The following is a 14,575-nucleotide window of genomic DNA, read 5'->3' as shown; positions in this document are numbered from 1 at the left end:
GCTAGTCACCCAAAGGGGCCACTGGGGCGGGGAGTTATCCGATACGTGGCAGTGGGCCGTGGTGGCCGGGTCCGGTGCGGCACACCCGTCCGGAGGGTGTGCCGCACCGGGTCGGATCGGCTCAGTGGTCGGGCAGTCGCTTCAGCTCCCGCTCCGCGCCGCGGAGCAGGGCACGGGCCTCGTGGTCAGGTAGCCCCATCAGCCCGGCGGCCTGGCCGACGGGCATGGCGAGCCCGTGGTGCAGGACCATCATGTCGGCCTGGTCGCTCCGTAAGACCGCGTGGAACCGGCCCGAGGCGGCGTGTGCGGCAGCCGTACGGTGGTCCGTCGCGTGGCGCAGGTCGGCCCACACCCTGGCGGCCGGGCGCGCACTGCCGAGGAGCGCGGGCCAGCACGCGCCCGCCCCGTCGAGAACGGCATCGACACAGTCCCGGGCGGCGTGCCGGTCCTCGATCCTGGCTTGCGCGTAGCGCAGGTACCCGGCCCGGTGGGTGTCGCAGAAGGCCAGGAACTCCAGGCAGAACGCGGGCGGCGCAGCCGGCTCACGCTCGCTTCCGGTCACGGCCTGCGCACCCCTTCCCTGAGGGTGTGCCGCTCGACGCGGGCGGCCTTCCACAGCGGCTTGAACCGTCGTGGGTCCGCTCCCCACCCCACGACGACGTCGCGCAGTACGGGCCAGTCCAGCGTGATCCGGCCCTGGAGGGCCATGCGCAGATCGGCCGGGTCGACGCCGGGTGGGCAACTGGCGGCGACCCCGGGCGAACCGGCGGCCAACCGGGCACCGCGCAGCGCCGCGGCCAACCGGCCCGTACCGTCCCGCGGGTCGGCCACCGACGGCTGGCCCCACGCGCACTCCCACAGCAGGCGCACGTCGGCGGGTTCGCCGCCCAGAGCGTGCGCGACCATGTAGACCTCCGACCACGACAGGACGAGCGTGCCGTCCAGCAGGCGGGACAGTGCGGTCGGTGGGAGGTCGGTGACGGCCGCGATGCGGTCGAGACTGGTGCCGCTCCGTTGGTGGAGCGTGTACAGGGCACAACCCAGCGCCCGCACGTCGCCCGACGCCCGGGGCAACGCCAGTGGGTGGTGCCCCGCTCCACGGCCGATCGGCGGTGGGTCGTGGAGCGCGTCGGGTGGCGGCGCCTGCGCGGGGACGCGTCCGGCGACCCGGGCCGCTACGCGGCTTCCGCCCCAGTGCGCTCGGGCCGACGCTTCGGGCACACCGACCTGGGTGGCGATCTGTGCCCAGGTCCAACCCTCGTGTCGAGCCTCGTCGACCGCGACTGCCGTCAGACAGGCCACGTCGTAGCGCATCGCCTCGGTCAGTTCCGCAACGACCGCGAGCCGGCCGCTGCCCACCAGGTCGAGTCGTCGTGCACGGGTCGTCAGATCGTTGACGATCACCTGCCAGGAGTCGCGCGGCGGCCTGGCCGTCTCCGGTTCGCGCTCCCGCTGTTGATGCGCCCGCGAGCGGCATTTCGGTCCGCAGTAGTCCTTGGGGCGTCCGCCGCCCTTCTTCGTCGGCTGAATGTTGTCTCCGCAGAAGGCACACCGCGCTTCTGCCGATGGCGTTGCCATGGGGGCTTCCCTTCGCCGGCCCGGTGTGGTCGCCCATCGCGTGGTGGGCACCAGCGGTCACCGCCGGGTGTTCTCCAAGCGGTGGACGGGCCGCGGGGTCGGCCGGGGCTCGCCCTGGGACTTCGCGGGCCCGGCTGCGAAGGGCCGCACCGCCCGGCGGGCCGTGGTCCCGGAGCCGCGCACGGCAGCGCCTTGGCCGCGCGGCGCCAGGTCGGCCAGGCTCGTCAGGGCGAGGAGTACGAGCAGCGCCAACCCCGAGATCTCGTACCCGGCCGGGCGGGTGCCGGGCAGCAGGACGGCGGCGGCCAGCAGTACGCCGAGGGCGATCAGCAGGCTCGCCTCCATCCACGGCGCATCGTGGGCGGTGGCGTGCGTTTCGCCGGCCTTTTCGGCAGGGATAATCCCGAGGGGAACTGCTCGGGAAGCACATGCCTGCTCCCGGCTTTCTCTATGGGTCACGCTCAGTCCTTTCTTCGATTGTCGATGACCTGCGGTGGCCTCGGGATGCAGCCCGGGGCCACTGCCATCTCAGCCCGCGATCAGCCGGCTGCGCGCTGCCATTCCACCACATTGCCCCTCATCGCTATTCCTCTGCGATCAGGGGCTTCCCGCCATGCAAGCGACTCCACCCTGCAAGGTGGAAGATGGCTGACGCATTTCAAGCGGATGACGCGCATTGACAATCGCTTGGTTTCGTTTTGCGTAGACGTACGATCGAAGTTGATCGCCGCATTGTGTTCACTTCTTGAGCGATTTCGATAAAGCACCAGGTGAAGACGGGTGTTGGGCAATCCGGGAAGTTGACGAAGAAAGCATCTAGGCGCGACCATCACATGCACCCCCTGATGCGCGTGCAGATGGGAAAATCGCAAAGCGCGAGAGCAAACAGCTCATCGACGGAAGAGGCCGGGGTACCGCTTGAGAGCGGGCACCGCCTGCGCACAGCAGGCACGAAATACCTTCACTCGGCAAATATCCAGGCCGCGCAGTGGACCGGGGAACACTCCGGCCCCGGACGTGACGCGACGCTCAATTCGTCTGCTTGAACGACTAACGCCTTTGCTGGGGTTTGCCCTTCTCATCCCCGTACGGCGCGAGGTGTTCGCAAGGCCGAGAGAGCTGCGAGCGGGGATGCGGGGGCGGGCGGGGTACGGGAGGGGTGGGCGGGACGTGGGGTGGCCGTACGCCGACGAACCGGGTGGGTCAGCCGGCGCACCGTCACCCTGACGCGATGGGTGGCTCTGGTCGAGTGGGTGTGGGTTGCTGGTGTGGGTGGTGGGTGTGCTTGTGGGTGTGCTTCTGGCGTGGGTTGCGGAAGCCAGTGCGTGGGGGGTGGGTTTGGGTGTGGGTTGCGGAAGCTGGTGGCGGTTTGGGGGTGGGTTACGAATGTTGGCGTGGGGGTGGGTGTGGGTCGCGGAAGCTGTTGTGGCGGTGGGTAGTGGGGTCAGCGCTGGTGCTGGGCCGCGGCCCGGCGCTGCCGCTTGCCGAGTGGGGCCTGGGACCGGTCCTCGGCCTGGGACCTGAGGTTCTTGTAGCCGTAGCCGCGCTCGGTCAGCCATGCCCTGGCGGCCTCTTCGGCGCGTTCGGTGGCGAGCAGGATGTCCTCTTCCTCCTCCCCGGAGTCCAGGAACCGGAAGGTGAAGGCGGACCGCGCTGCCAGGTCGTAACTGAGGTGCCCCTCGGGCGTGAAGGCCGCGCGCAGGACGTCGTGTTCTGCTGCGTGTGCGAGGAGTTCGGCGCGCTGCTCGGCGCTGAGTTCGTGGAAGACACCGCGGACCATGATCCGGAAAGTACGCGTACTCATCCTGCGACAGTAGCCAGCGGACCACAGCGGCTCCACCGCGTTTCCGGCTGCGTGCGGAACGGCTGGCGGGAGCGTCGCGACGGTCTCCCGTCGAGGTCAGCGGCCCGCTGCGGGGACGCGTTCGTGGCCAGCCGCGGCGGCGACGGCGCGGTGGACGGCGCGCGCCAGCCGGGCACCCCATCGGGAGCGCGGGCCGGCGAAGGCGTGCACTTCCTCGCCCGGGAGCGGGACCGACCTGGCTGCCACGCACACCGCATCGGTCGGCGTGCCCGAGCAGTCGTGGCCGACGTCGAGCAACGCCTGCACCTTGGCTTCGGTGGCGGTCGACACCGCGTTGACCAGCGCCGCGTCAGTGAGTGCCACCGGCAGCGCCACCACGATGTTGATCGTGCCGGGCCGGGCCGGCGTGCTGCCGCCCTCGATGGGCGAGGCGGCCCAGCCGCGCACGCCGAGCCCCGCGGTCGCGACCGCTTCGACCCCTCCGTCCCGCGCGTGCCCGTACGCCCCGACGTCGGCCGCCGTCATCAACCCGACCCCGGCCCCCTCGGCTCCGGCGGCCCGGGCCAGCTCGCCGAGGTGCCGATCCGGGTCGGTGCGGCGGTAGCCGTGGGAGACCTGGGCGTTGAGGACCCAGGAGCGTTCCCCGATGCCGCCACCGAGGACGGAGCTGCTGATCATCCGCCATCCCGCGCCCGCCCGCCACAGCAGGCTGTCGAGTCGTTCACCGTCTTCGACTCGGGTGAGTCGCTGCACCGGCAACAACCCGGCGGTCGGGCGGGGCGATGGAAGGACGGCGGTCACCTTGCGGGGACTCCTCACGGGTGGGGGCCCGCTGATGGTACGTCGCCCGGCACGTTCGGCGTTCCGGCGTCGTGCCGGGCGCCGGATCGGGGCGCGCCTTCGAGCGATCGGCTGCGGGGCGCACGGTCTGTAACCGGCCAGGCACGGGGGCCCACGTCACTGTGGGGCGCCCCGCGCTGGTCAGGGGCTATCGCCCCGCCGGCCGGGTAGGTGGATTCCGGCCGGCGGGCCGATCACGCCGGGACGCTGACGTACGCGAGGGCGAACCGCCGCGCACGCAACCCCGTCGGCTGTTTCACCCGGGCATCTCGGTCGATTACTTCATGGCGTAGTAGTAGTCGGAGGTGTAGTCGACGCGAGCACCCGCATAGGTGGCGTGGTACAGCTTGAGCGCCCGGCCGCGACCCACGAATTCCGTCGGGCTCACACAGGCGATCTGCTTGCCGGCCGTTATGGTTCTGGTGGGGCAGGCCGAGTACGAGCCGTAAATCGCGTCGGACCACGCGTAGTTGTCGGACGTCACTGCGGTATCGGTCTGGTTGGACAGGATGAGTACGGCCTGGGCGTATCCCTTCCCGTTGTCCACGATGCAGGACTGCCCCCAGAAGTTCGCGTACAGAATGGCCGTGGTGTGGCCGCAGTTCTTGGTGAATTCGGGCCGCACGTCCATCCAGGCGCCGTCCTTGGCCGCCGCGGAGGCGGGTGCGGATCCGAAGCTGATGAAGGCCGCGGAGGCCGCGCCGAGCACGGCGAGGGCCTTGGTGAATCGTCCCATGACGAAGTTCTCCCTAACGAGGAATTCGAATAGCAAGCGCCGGAGTGGCGCTTGAGGACGTACGAATGGGGGTCGGTATCCGGTCCTGGAACCGTGAAATCGACGCCCACCACTCATCAGGAGAGTCCGTGGCACCGCACAGGCTGCGACGGTCCCCTGTTGGTGCCGGCCGGCGAACGGCGCCCCTGGCGATGACGCCTTCGCCGACCGGCCCCGACCTACTGCACGCGACGGGCGATACCTCGCCGTGCCGCGTGCAGCCACCGCCCGCTGCCGCCCCGTCCCGCACCAGGCAGGAGGCGGGGCGGCAGTCGGCGAACGACGCGAGGACGACCCACCCGTAACCGGGGGTACAGGTGAGTTGCACATTCAGCCACACACCGTTGCGTCCCGCCGACGCGGGGGAGGCGACCGGGAAGACGCGGGGCCCCGCCGTGCCTGGCACGGCAACAGCCCCTTTTCAGACGGTGCATGACGCTCCTCGTACGACGTTCACCAGGGCGAACGAGTTACGGAACGGTGAGTTTCGGAACTCGTGGTGTCGTATGCTGGCACAGTGGAGAGAGCAGCGCAACCAACCGGCCGCCCCCGTGAGAACCGCGTGGATCTGGCCATCGCGGCAGCCGCACGCGAACTCCTGGGGGAAGTGGGTTACGCACGCGTCACGGTGGACGCGGTGGCCACCCGCGCGGGCGTCGGAAAGGCCGCGATCTACCGACGGCACGCCTCGAAGCAGGAGATGCTGTTCGCGGCGCTCGTCCACGACGCGTCCATCCAGGCCCCGCCCGACACCGGCTCGCTCCGCGGCGACCTGACCGCACTGGCGGAGGTCATCATCGGCCAGTTGGCGAACCCGGCGGGATCTGGCGTGGTCCTCAACCTGCTGGCCGAGACGGCCAACGACCCAACCCTCGTCGACCGGTTCACCCCGGCCTTCATCGACTCCCAGCGAGCGGTCATCACCGAACTACTCGAACGCGCCCTGGTCCGCGGCGAGTTGACCGCCCTCCCGGACGTCGACCTGGTGCACGCCGTAATGGGCGGCACGGTCATGTCCTGGCTCTTCCTCCTCCGCCGCGACCCACGGGGCCTGGCGGAGAAGTTGGCGGAGGTGGCGTGCGGGGTGTGTGGTGCGGTGGGGGGTGGGGGTGGCTGAGAGGTGGGGGGTGTGGTGGCGGGGGTGGGTTGGCGCGGTTGAGGTGCCGCGCGGTGGGGCGGGGTGGCGGGTGTGGCGGTGATCGGGTGGTGGGCTTCGGCGTTGTTGGGGTCAGGGCGACCCGGTCAGCCGCTCCTGAAAAGAAGGATTCCAGGGCGGCTGAGCGTCGCCGATGCGTGCGTCACTCGTTTCTTGCACGCTCGGCCCCCAGCCCACGCGTCGCGTCACTGCACATCCTTCTGCCATTCCGTATTGCGGGCCAGGTATTGCCGGCCGACCCATTCCTGGGCCAGGCGTTCGCCGCGGTCCAGTAGGTCGGTCACTTCCGCGAAGTATGGGTCGGCGAGCCAGTCGACCAGGGCGGCGGCGCTGACCTTGCCGGCTCGTTCGCTCTTCTTGGCCGGCATGGGCGTGCCCAGCCGTAGCAATGCCTTGTAGAGCTCGACCGTCGGGCGCACCGTGAGCTTGTGGTCGGCCACTCGCTCGGCCGCGAGGGTGGGAATGGTGAGGCCGCTCTTGTCGAGGTCGCCGAAATAGCGCACTTCTCGAATGTCGCGGCGCCGTTCGTGCCCGGTGTTGACGTGCGCGTGCACCAGGGTGCGCACCGCGGCCGAGAAGGCCGCCCCGACTCCCCAGGCGACACAGCCGATGCGGTGTTCCATCGTGCGCAACTGCTCCACCAGTGACCAGTATGTGGCGGAGTTCTCGACGACCAGCAGCACGTCACCTTCCTGCCAGGAAGTGGAGCGCTCCTCAAGGTGGAGGTCCGAGAAATGCGCGTTCATGCCGGGAGGGTCGGTCGGGAACGCGCGGATGAGCCGGTTGAATTCTTCCGGTCGCTGGAGAAGCGGGCCGCCGAAGCTCTTGCCGTCGAGCGCCTTCTCCGCTTCCGGGAAGTAGTTCCCGTACTCACGCTTGCCGAAGATCTGCAAGGACCTTTCCCGCCGCGGCACGTCCATCACGTCCCGCTGCACTTCCCGCACCGTGTGCAGCCAGTCGCTGATGGCCCGGTATGCCATCCGTTGCTGTTCCGTCACCCGAAGCTGCCCTTCGAGTAGGCGGAAAAGGTCGTGGTGGACGATGCCGATGTCGTGCACTTCAGAGGGGGTGGGAGCTGCCGAGGCGGGCAGGTAAATACCGCTGGGGACACGGTCCTTGCGCGGCGAGCGGGCCCAGATGAGCGCGAGGCGGCCCTCTGCGGCGAGGGCGTCCAGACAACGGGTGAGTACGACCTCGTCCAGTTCGCTTTCCGGTGACGGAATCCGCACCTTGTGGAGTTCCTCGAAGAGCTCCGCCTGCGTGATCTTCTTGCGGCTACCGGCACGCCAGCGCTGCGCGCGGGCACGGCGCAGGAGCCCTTCGTACAACTCTTCCTTGGGAGTGTCGGCGGCCGGGCTCACCTCTCGGTCTCTCCTGCCTGCTTGTCGTGGAAGTACCGGGCTGCGGTGACCTGGCCCTGGTGGTGGCGATTCCGGTCAGTCCGGGTCAGCGAGCCGTCCAGCGTCTTCGCGAATTCCCCCACGACGCGTAGGTATTTGCGTCGCGCACGCAGATCGGCGTCATTTCGGAGCCTGATGACGAGCGGGAAGGCGTCCAGTGCATTCAGGTCACCGAGGCCGGTCGTATAGATGAGCTGGACGCCGAGCGCCTTCGCGACCGATTGCTGGAGCCGCAGGAGGTAGAGGGCCGAGGCCCGGCCGATGGGGTTGTCGAGGAAGAGCACCCCGGCGTGTTGGTGCGCCATTCGCCCGCGGTCGTTGGCGCGGAGTGCTGCCATCGTGCAGTACAGGACGATGGCCGCCGTCAGGACCTGGCCTCCGGAGAACACTTCCTTGATCTCCGAGACCCGTACTCTGCTGATGTCGAGTACCTGATCCGGTTTGAGTACGGTGACGCGGAAGCCCTTGGGGCCGGCTGCTGCCGCGACCCCCTTGAGGATGAGTTGCCTGGCGTCCCACCGGCTGTCCTTGCGGGTGGTTTCCTCGGCTATTTCGTCAATGAGTTGGCTCATCCGGTCGAAGAGCGCCGCCTCGTCGATCTCGGCGAAGCGAATCCGGAGGAACTCGGCTCCCGACCAACTTCCCAACCCCTCGGGCAGTCGGGAAAGCCGCTCGGCACGCCTGAGGGTCCGCAGGGCGTCGGTGACCTGCTGACCGAGTTGTTGCACGATCTGCTTGCGGTGCCGGCCGATCGATTCCAGGTCGATCTCCAGCGTCTTGAGCCGGGGGCGGAGGTCGGCGGCCCATTGACCCGCGTAGCGTGGGAGGTGGGACCGTTCCGTCCGCGCCATGATCTGTTGACTGGGTGAGCGCAGCTTGGCGAATTGGGCGTCGGTGGCGATGCCGGCGAGACGGTCGGCCCCTTCGCGTACGGCGTGCTCGGCGGAATTGCTCGCCGCTCGCGCCGACTCGTGCTCGGCCCGCAGGCCGTCGTAGTGGGCGCGGGCGTCGGCAGCGGTGCCCTCGAACGGCTGCAATGCGGTGTCCGTGGTGCCCGGTTCGCCGAAGAGGTCAACGAGGGTTTTGAAGTCTCGGCTCGACTGGCGTGCGCTGGCCTGGGTCACGGTGGCGGCCTCAAGGTGATGCTGCAATTCACCCTGCTTCTGGGTGGCTTGGGCAAGTCCTCGTTCGGCGTGCGTGATCAGTTCCTCGCCGTCGGCGATGTTCTGCGGCTCTCCGTAAGGCGCCAGGTCGATGTCGTCGGGAACGGGAGGCAATTGGTCGAGTGCGGCGCGGTGTCGCTGGAGTTCGTCACGGAGGGCGTCCATGCTGCGGCGCGCCTTCTCCACCTCGTCCTCCGACCGCACCAGGGCGGCGGCCCGGGAGGCGGTGTCCGTCCCTTCGGGGCCCTTCAGCAAGGCGCGGGCGGTCTCCCGCGCCTCTTCGGTGTGGTCGCGTAGGACTTCTCCGGTATCGCGTTCCTGGAGTTCGGCATGGCGGAGGTCGGCCTTGAGATCCGCGCCGACCGAGACCCGGTCGTATTCCTCGGACGCCTTGCGGTGGGCAAGGCGCAGGACCTCAAGCGGAATGTCGGACGGCTCGTCGCCTGCCTCCGGGTCGTACGCGGGTAGCGGCGTCAATTCCTCCGTCACGCGTTGCACGGCTGCGCGTGTCTGATCTGCCTGGCGGGTGGCTTGGGCGGCGCCGTCCCGGGAGGTCCGGGCCTCGGTTGCCGCTTCTTCCGCTGCCGTGCGGCATGCCTGCGTGGCCTCGATGTGCGCGGCTGACTCGGTGGCCCATTGAACGGCCTGTTCCTCGCGCCGGCGCAGGGCCCGCAGTGCGTTCAGCCCGATCTCGGTCGACAGCAACTGCTCTCGCAGCGGTGGGATTCTTTCGCGTTCCTGTTTGAGTTCCAGGGCCGCCGCTTTGAGTGCTTCCTCGTGTTGTTCGACCACGAGGCGGGTGACGGACACTTCTTCTTCGCGGTTGTCCCGCTCCTCGCCCAGTAGCGCGAGGTGGCCGGCGGGGCATTCCGTACGCCACTGGTCGATGCGCACCAGGAAGGTCTGGTGCGCCCGCAGGGTTTCGTCGAGTTCCGCCAGGCGGTCGCGGTATTGCGCCTGGCGCTCGCTCAGGGCGGTGTGTTCGGTCTGGGCAGCGGCCTTGTCGTAAAGGGCGGGGTGTGCGGGCACCACGAACGACACGCCCGCCGGCAGGCGCCGGTCGGCGTCTTCGTAGATCGCCTGGGTCGAGCCGATTCCGACGAATCCCGTCGGCCATGCCTCCGCGTTCTCCAGCACTTCCCGTGCGTCGGCGAGTTGGTCGTGTCGGTTGATCAGTACACCGGTGGTCAACTGCGGTACGTGGTCGACGATTTCCTTGCGGCGTTCCGCTCCGGGAATGGACGCCAGGTACTGCCATCCGGTGCAGGCGCTGATCCCCGCCGCGTTGAGGAGCTCACAGGCGCGCACCGCTTCGGGTGAGGCCGGCAGGAGTTCGGTGAGTTCCAGCGAGGCCAGTGCCCTGGCGTCGCCCGCTGCCGCCACGCGCACCTCGATCCGCGCCAGTTCCATCTGGTCGCGTGCCCGGCTCAGCCTGCTCACCAGCCCCGTGGCCTCGCCGTCGAAATCGGCCTCCTGGCCGGAGTACAGACCGGCCTCGGCGAGGTCGCGGGCGAGTCGGGTCATCCGGGTGTGCGCGGCCTGGTGCGCCTCCCGCGCCAGGTCGAGGCGGCGTTCCGCCCCGTGCAACTGCTTCAGGGCCGCTTCCCGGCGGGCTACCGCGTGACCGTGTTCGGCTTCGAGGCGCGCCACCGACGCTTCCCTGCCGGCGATGCCCTCCTTGAGGGTGGTGACCGTGGTCTCGGCCCGGTCGATGGACTCGCTTACGGTGAGGCCGTCGGGGACCGTACCGTCCTGTTCGGCCTGGCGGACTTCGTCGGCGACCTCACTCATCCGTGCTTGCAGGGCCGTGGCCTTGGCCTCGTGGCCGGCCGCCGCGCTGACGGCCTGGTCGTGGGCCTGCTGTGCCTTCACGGCGGCGGCCTCGTGGCCGCGGGCGAGGGTGTCGTGCCGTTCCACTTCGGCCCGCAGCTTCCGTGCCATGGCGTGCAGGGCGCCCACCAGCCGCTGCGCAGCCGCGTCCCGGGCCTGGAGCGCCGGGCGGGCCGCGGCCTCGGTCGTGGCGACCTGGTGCCGCAGTCGTTTGACCGTTTCCACCGCGTCCAGGTACCTGGCCGTCGGCTGCACGGCCTGCCAGGCGCGCAGCGTGTCCTTCGCCCGCTGCCAGCCGGTCTGTGCCGCGCGGTGCCGCGCGCCCGTCTGGGTGCAGCGCAGGTCGGCCACGAGGATGCGGAGGCGTCCAGCGACGCCGGCGGCGTGTTCGGTACGGAGTCCCGATCGACGGACGTCGTCCTTGAGCCGCCGCACCAACTCATCAGCCTGTAGGGCGACTTCGCGTTCGCGGGCGGCCCGTACCCGGACCTGTCCGATGCACTGGTCGACCGCCCGTCGGGTGGCGGATTCCCGCTCGGCGGCTGCCTTGCGGGCCTCCTCCGCCGTGTCGAGGGGCCCGAGGACGTCGAGTACGGCTCTGACGAAGTCCCGCTCCAGGGTCATGGCGCCGCGGTCGGCGAGCTTTTCGGCGTACCCGTCGATGATGTCCGCGAGCTTCCTGGCGGGCTCCACCGGTAGCACGGCGGTCAGCAGGAAGTTGACGAAGGCCAGGTCGGAGCCGGTGGAGAAGGCGTCGGCCGCCTCGCCCTCGTCCGTGTTCATGTTGCGTTGGTAGCGGAAGAGTTCGGGGTCGAGCCCCAACTGTTCCAGGCGCTCGGTCCACTCGTTCTGGATCCGGTACATGCGCAGGCCGAGCCGGGGCTCCGTCTCCTGCGCGTGGCGGAGCACGTCCGTGTACGAGTCCAGGCCGCGGTAGTGCCCGTTGGTCTGGATGGGCAGCGTGTCCAGGCTGAGGTCGCGCCCGGGCGTGAAGTGGTACCACACCTCGCGCGGGGTACTGGAGGCCGAGGGGCGGTCCTCTCGCCACTGCGAGACCTTGGCGGTGATCAGGCGGCTGCCGGTGCGGGCGTGGGTCCACTCCAGGGCGATGTGCGCCACGTCGCCGGCCAGCACGAACTTGTCCAGCACCTTCGTGTTGGTGGTGCCCACGGTGTTGCGCCGGCCGGGCAGTACGACCGAGAAGATGAGCTTGATCAGGACGGACTTGCCGCCGCCGTTCTCCAGGAAGATCAGTGAGGCGGGCGAGGGGCGGCGGGGCGCCTCCCCCAGGCCGAACAGCCCGTTATCGCCGTTGGCCACGACGGGGCCGTGTCCGCTGAAGTCGAGGAGGACGTCTTCGTACCTGGCTCCCTGCGGGCCGACGCCGCGGAGCAGGACGCGCGACAGCTCAAACACCCGCGTTCTCCCGCTCGGCGTCGGGGCCCGCGTCGGCGCGGTCGGCGGCGTCGGACGGAGGCTTCGCGCGGAGTACGCCACTGCTGGACAGCGGCACCACGCCGAGGCTCAGCAGTTCCTCGAAGGCCGCCGTCTCGGCGAGCTCCCTGACCTGCCACTGGTAGCGGGGCGTCGTGCGGTACCAGCCGTCGTCCTCGCGGCCGGCCAGCACCAGGAACCCCTGCTCTTCGAGGAACCGCAGCGCCTTGGTGATCAGCGCCCGGGTGGAGTCGGAGGCGAGGCGCTTGTCCTTGGTCAGGGAGGCTTCCGGGCGGCGCACGTACGCGCTCCAGGTCTTCTCCAACTCGGGCGTGTCCGTGGGGCGGTCGGTGCTGTCGTCGGCCGCTCGTGACTTCTCCCGCAGCCGGTCGCAGGTGTCCCGGACGGCGCGGTCGACGGCGTCGACGCTCACACGGCCGGTGTACGTGTCGTTGGCCAGGTCGTCGGGCCGGGGGAAGGCGAGTGCGGCCACCGCCAGGTGGACGATCCCGTGCAGCAGCTTCTCGCCCTCGCCCCGGTACTTGGTCCTGACCGCGTAGTCCTCGATCTTGGTCTCGAAGACGGAGTGCGGCGTGGCGGCCAGGGCAAGGCCGATGTCACTCGCCGCCCCGAGCACCCGCAGCCCGAGGCCGGCGGCGACCCGGTCCACCAGCAGACGGAACGGCTCCTGTCGTTGGTACCTGTCCACCAGGGCCTTGTACGCGCCGTCCTTGGCCGGGCGGAGCCTGACCCGGACGGCGTACGCGATGAGGCGGGCGGCGTCCTCGCCCTCGTCCGCGGTGAACGTCAGCGTCACGGGTGCGTCTCCTCGTCCTCGGCGTCGTTCTGGTCTTCCATCCAGTCGGTCCCCGCTTCCACGGCGACCCGGGACAGCACGAAGCCGTCGCCGCCCACCTGGGGACTGCTGATCCGCGTCCCGTCGGGCACCGCGACGAGCACGTCGCCCTCGCCGCGCAGCAGGGTTTCGCTGACGGCCGGGCTGAACGCGCCGGCCACGCGGTGCATGACGTACCGCTCGACCCCTTCACCGTGCCGCCGGGCGGCCTCCAGGAGGGCGTTCAGGGAACGGCAGTCCCCGACCTCCAGGTCGAGTACGTGATCGCCCATGCGCTTCTCCTCATCGGTGAAGCCGCCGTCGTCCAGGCGCGCTGCCAGATCAGGGGTGGGTACGGCACCGGCGTGCAGCGGTCGGTCGAACCGGGGGCGCAGCAGCCTCCCGGTGAGCGCGGCGAGGGACAGTACGGGCGGAGCTACGGGGGCCAGCCCGGCGCGGAAGAAGCCCGCCGCCGGCCCGGCCGCCTGGCTGACCGGCAGTGCCAGGAGGGGCATGAGCAGTTGGCCGTACACGTCGAGCGCCGGGCGGCTGGGCGGTCCGGCGAACTGCTGCCGGTCCTGTTCGGCCCGGAAGAGCGCGCCGGCCCCCTGCAACTTGCTCTGCAACTGCATGTGCCGGTTGATGCAGTCGCGCACGATCTCCACGAGTTCGGCGGCCTGGAGCTTCTTGCGTGCGTCGGTGGTCTGGTCCCGCTGGTCCGTGATGTTGGCGAGGATGGCGTTCTCGTGCCGGTAGCGCCCTTCGATGTGCTTCAGTGCCTCGTCCAGCAGCCCGGGAACCTCTTCCTCCCAGTCGACCGTCCGCACGTCCCGCTTGGTGGCCTCCAGGTACTGGCGCAGGTACTCGCCGTACTGGACCGTGCGGTACCTGGCCTGTTCGGCGGCGAGCTTGGCGTCCGCGAGCCGGCCCCGGGTGATCAGGTTCTCCAGCTTGTACTCGGCCGCGACTTGCGCGGATTCCACATCCGTGTCGAGTGCACCGACCAGTACGTTGATGGCTTCGTCGGTCACTCGGAGAACGACTTCGTTGGTGTGCCGGACCGGGTGTTCCACGAGAAGTCGGAAGGGCCAGTCGTGCAACTGGTAGGTGCCGTCTTCGTCGGCCCTGCCGTACTTCCAGACGAAGTTCCGATCGATCGTTCCGACGTTGATGAGCTTCTGGAGAACCCAATCGGCCACGGCCCGGTGGTCGTCCGCGTCATTTTCCGGAACCTGGGCCGCCGCTAAGCGTGCGACCTGGCGGATGACGTTGGCGTGTTGCGCACCGCTCTCGAAGTCCATCGCCATGGCGACCTGATCGATGGCGTGGAGGGCCAATTCCACCATTTGGTATCCGTCGGCGCGCACCCGGCCCAGCGAGCCCTTGTTCGCCTCCAGCGCCTGGAGCGGAGCCGTGCAGGCCAGGGCCTTGACCCGGCGTATCAGCCCGTCTTCGGGCAGCACGGGCGCTCCAATGAGATCGTCTTCCGACACGGTGGGCAGCCTAGCTCTTCTTCGGATAATCCAAAGAGAAACGTAGATCTCCAGCCAACTACTTAAGGTGAAGCTCAGGCCAAAGGCATGGAGGGGAATGATCAAATCCGCCTGGCGCATCCCCTTCGTTGCGAGAACTCTCCCGCCTCGCGGTAATGCGGGGCAGGGGGCGACGCTTCGCCGAGCACGCGTCATCACCACCCCTCCACCACTCGCACGATCGAAATGATCAAGCCGGGAGTTGAGGAGATTCACATTGATCGACAA

Annotated in this window: 11 protein-coding genes; 1 reads left to right on the top strand and 10 read right to left on the bottom strand. The window is 69.4% G+C overall.

Annotation, left to right across the window (positions count from 1 at the left end; all coding sequences use genetic code 11):
- Window positions 1-121: 121 nt before the first annotated feature.
- The 6 genes from ACMA1D_RS00895 to ACMA1D_RS00870 form a co-directional block, all read right to left on the bottom strand.
- On the bottom strand, window positions 122-562 hold the full coding sequence (locus ACMA1D_RS00895; RefSeq protein WP_414721878.1) for a hypothetical protein: 441 nt from the start codon (window positions 560-562) through the stop codon (window positions 122-124).
- On the bottom strand, window positions 559-1,578 hold the full coding sequence (locus tag ACMA1D_RS00890; protein ID WP_414721877.1) for a hypothetical protein: 1,020 nt from the start codon (window positions 1,576-1,578) through the stop codon (window positions 559-561). Before ACMA1D_RS00890 ends, ACMA1D_RS00895 begins: the two co-directional genes overlap by 4 nt.
- A 57-nt stretch (window positions 1,579-1,635) precedes the next feature.
- Complete coding sequence (locus tag ACMA1D_RS00885; protein WP_414721876.1) at window positions 1,636-1,923, bottom strand: hypothetical protein; 288 nt, start codon at window positions 1,921-1,923, stop codon at window positions 1,636-1,638.
- Window positions 1,924-3,022: 1,099 nt separating this feature from the next.
- The gene (locus tag ACMA1D_RS00880; RefSeq protein ID WP_414721875.1) at window positions 3,023-3,382 is read right to left on the bottom strand and encodes a DUF6204 family protein; all 360 of its coding nucleotides are present in this window, start codon (window positions 3,380-3,382) and stop codon (window positions 3,023-3,025) included.
- Between the two features lie 96 nt (window positions 3,383-3,478).
- Complete coding sequence (locus ACMA1D_RS00875; protein WP_414721874.1) at window positions 3,479-4,183, bottom strand: adenosylcobinamide amidohydrolase; 705 nt, start codon at window positions 4,181-4,183, stop codon at window positions 3,479-3,481.
- A 316-nt stretch (window positions 4,184-4,499) separates the two neighbouring features.
- A complete protein-coding gene (locus tag ACMA1D_RS00870; RefSeq protein ID WP_414721873.1) occupies window positions 4,500-4,958 on the bottom strand; it encodes a hypothetical protein in 459 nt (152 codons plus the stop codon).
- A gap of 601 nt (window positions 4,959-5,559) precedes the next feature.
- Between ACMA1D_RS00870 and ACMA1D_RS00865 the strand changes: the two genes are divergently transcribed.
- On the top strand, window positions 5,560-6,114 hold the full coding sequence (locus tag ACMA1D_RS00865; protein WP_414721872.1) for a TetR/AcrR family transcriptional regulator: 555 nt from the start codon (window positions 5,560-5,562) through the stop codon (window positions 6,112-6,114).
- A 224-nt stretch (window positions 6,115-6,338) separates the two neighbouring features.
- On the opposite strand, the gene ACMA1D_RS00860 is transcribed toward ACMA1D_RS00865, so the two are convergent.
- The 4 genes from ACMA1D_RS00860 to ACMA1D_RS00845 are packed head-to-tail and all read right to left on the bottom strand — an operon-like array spanning window position 6,339 to window position 14,308.
- Window positions 6,339-7,514, bottom strand: a complete 1,176-nt coding sequence (locus ACMA1D_RS00860; RefSeq protein WP_414721871.1) for a Wadjet anti-phage system protein JetD domain-containing protein — start codon at window positions 7,512-7,514, stop codon at window positions 6,339-6,341.
- A complete protein-coding gene (locus ACMA1D_RS00855; protein WP_414721870.1) occupies window positions 7,511-11,962 on the bottom strand; it encodes a hypothetical protein in 4,452 nt (1,483 codons plus the stop codon). The genes ACMA1D_RS00860 and ACMA1D_RS00855 overlap by 4 nt, the downstream gene beginning before the upstream one ends.
- Entirely contained in the window at window positions 11,955-12,797 is an 843-nt protein-coding gene (locus ACMA1D_RS00850; RefSeq protein WP_414721869.1) for a hypothetical protein, read from the bottom strand. Before ACMA1D_RS00850 ends, ACMA1D_RS00855 begins: the two co-directional genes overlap by 8 nt.
- Window positions 12,794-14,308 carry a hypothetical protein gene (locus ACMA1D_RS00845; RefSeq protein ID WP_414721868.1) on the bottom strand — a complete coding sequence of 505 codons (1,515 nt, stop codon included), beginning with the start codon at window positions 14,306-14,308 and terminating at the stop codon, window positions 12,794-12,796. Before ACMA1D_RS00845 ends, ACMA1D_RS00850 begins: the two co-directional genes overlap by 4 nt.
- Window positions 14,309-14,575 lie beyond the last annotated feature (267 nt).

The organism is Streptomyces sp. 796.1 (genome assembly GCF_047525675.1).
Taxonomy (GTDB): Bacteria; Actinomycetota; Actinomycetes; order Streptomycetales; family Streptomycetaceae; genus Streptomyces.
Note: the sequence above shows the minus strand (reverse complement) of the source record. Positions and strands in the feature narration are given on the sequence as shown.

Coding starts and splice junctions, on each gene's coding strand:
- ACMA1D_RS00890 (WP_414721877.1), bottom strand. CDS start 1,578: ATGGCAACGCCATCGGCAGAAGCGCGGTGTGCCTTCTGCGGAGACAAC.
- ACMA1D_RS00885 (WP_414721876.1), bottom strand. CDS start 1,923: ATGGAGGCGAGCCTGCTGATCGCCCTCGGCGTACTGCTGGCCGCCGCC.
- ACMA1D_RS00880 (WP_414721875.1), bottom strand. CDS start 3,382: ATGAGTACGCGTACTTTCCGGATCATGGTCCGCGGTGTCTTCCACGAA.
- ACMA1D_RS00870 (WP_414721873.1), bottom strand. CDS start 4,958: ATGGGACGATTCACCAAGGCCCTCGCCGTGCTCGGCGCGGCCTCCGCG.